Raw genomic sequence first — 652 nt, 5'->3', positions numbered from 1 at the left:
TTAGCCATGAATAGGCTAACGATAAATGGCCTGCGGCGTTAACGTTATCTACACAGTTTGGCGAATGCTCGATACGCATCCTGCATTCCATAAAGAGACGTAGAGCAATGGTTAATCACACAGCAAAAACACAGATTCCACAATCACTAACAGCCGGAGTATTTAACGGCCGTGGCATTTTTGATTTCGGGGCAAAGAACGAAGCGTATGCCGATTACTTCACGGGGACAAGCTACTTGGCGTTGCTCAACCAACCGGGGCTGATCGTAGCAAATGTGACGTTTGAACCGGGCTGCCGTAATTTTTGGCACATTCATCACGAAGGCGGACAAATCTTGCTCGTGACGGGAGGCCGCGGGTGGTATCAAGAATTTGGTCAGCCAGCACAAGCGCTCAACGTGGGCGATGTCGTGCATATTGCGCCTGGCACTAAGCATTGGCATGGCGCAGCTAAAGACAGCTGGTTTTCACATGTAGCAATAGAAATACCCGCCGAAGGAGCAAGCAATGAGTGGTGTCAACCCGTGACGGACGAAGAGTACGCCGAGCTTGGCTAATTGAACGCTAACTTAAGGACGTCGGACATCTGGCAATTACAGGCAACCCAAGTCAATAGCAAACTCACATGAGCGTACCGCTTCCGCTCATTGGT

1 protein-coding gene is annotated in these 652 nt (G+C 50.2%); it reads left to right on the top strand.

Annotation, left to right across the window (positions count from 1 at the left end):
* Nucleotides 1-107: 107 nt before the first annotated feature.
* Nucleotides 108-557 carry a cupin domain-containing protein gene (locus R8N49_RS27885; protein WP_276427595.1) on the top strand — a complete coding sequence of 150 codons (450 nt, stop codon included), beginning with the start codon at nucleotides 108-110 and terminating at the stop codon, nucleotides 555-557.
* Nucleotides 558-652: the final 95 nt, after the last annotated feature.

The sequence above is a fragment of the Vibrio sp. 1978 genome (assembly GCF_033344345.1).
This window is presented reverse-complemented; position numbering and strand designations above follow the sequence as displayed.

What these genes read in the sequence shown, in the direction of transcription:
- R8N49_RS27885 (WP_276427595.1), top strand. Translation starts at nt 108, where the DNA reads ATGGTTAATCACACAGCAAAAACACAGATTCCACAATCACTAACAGCC.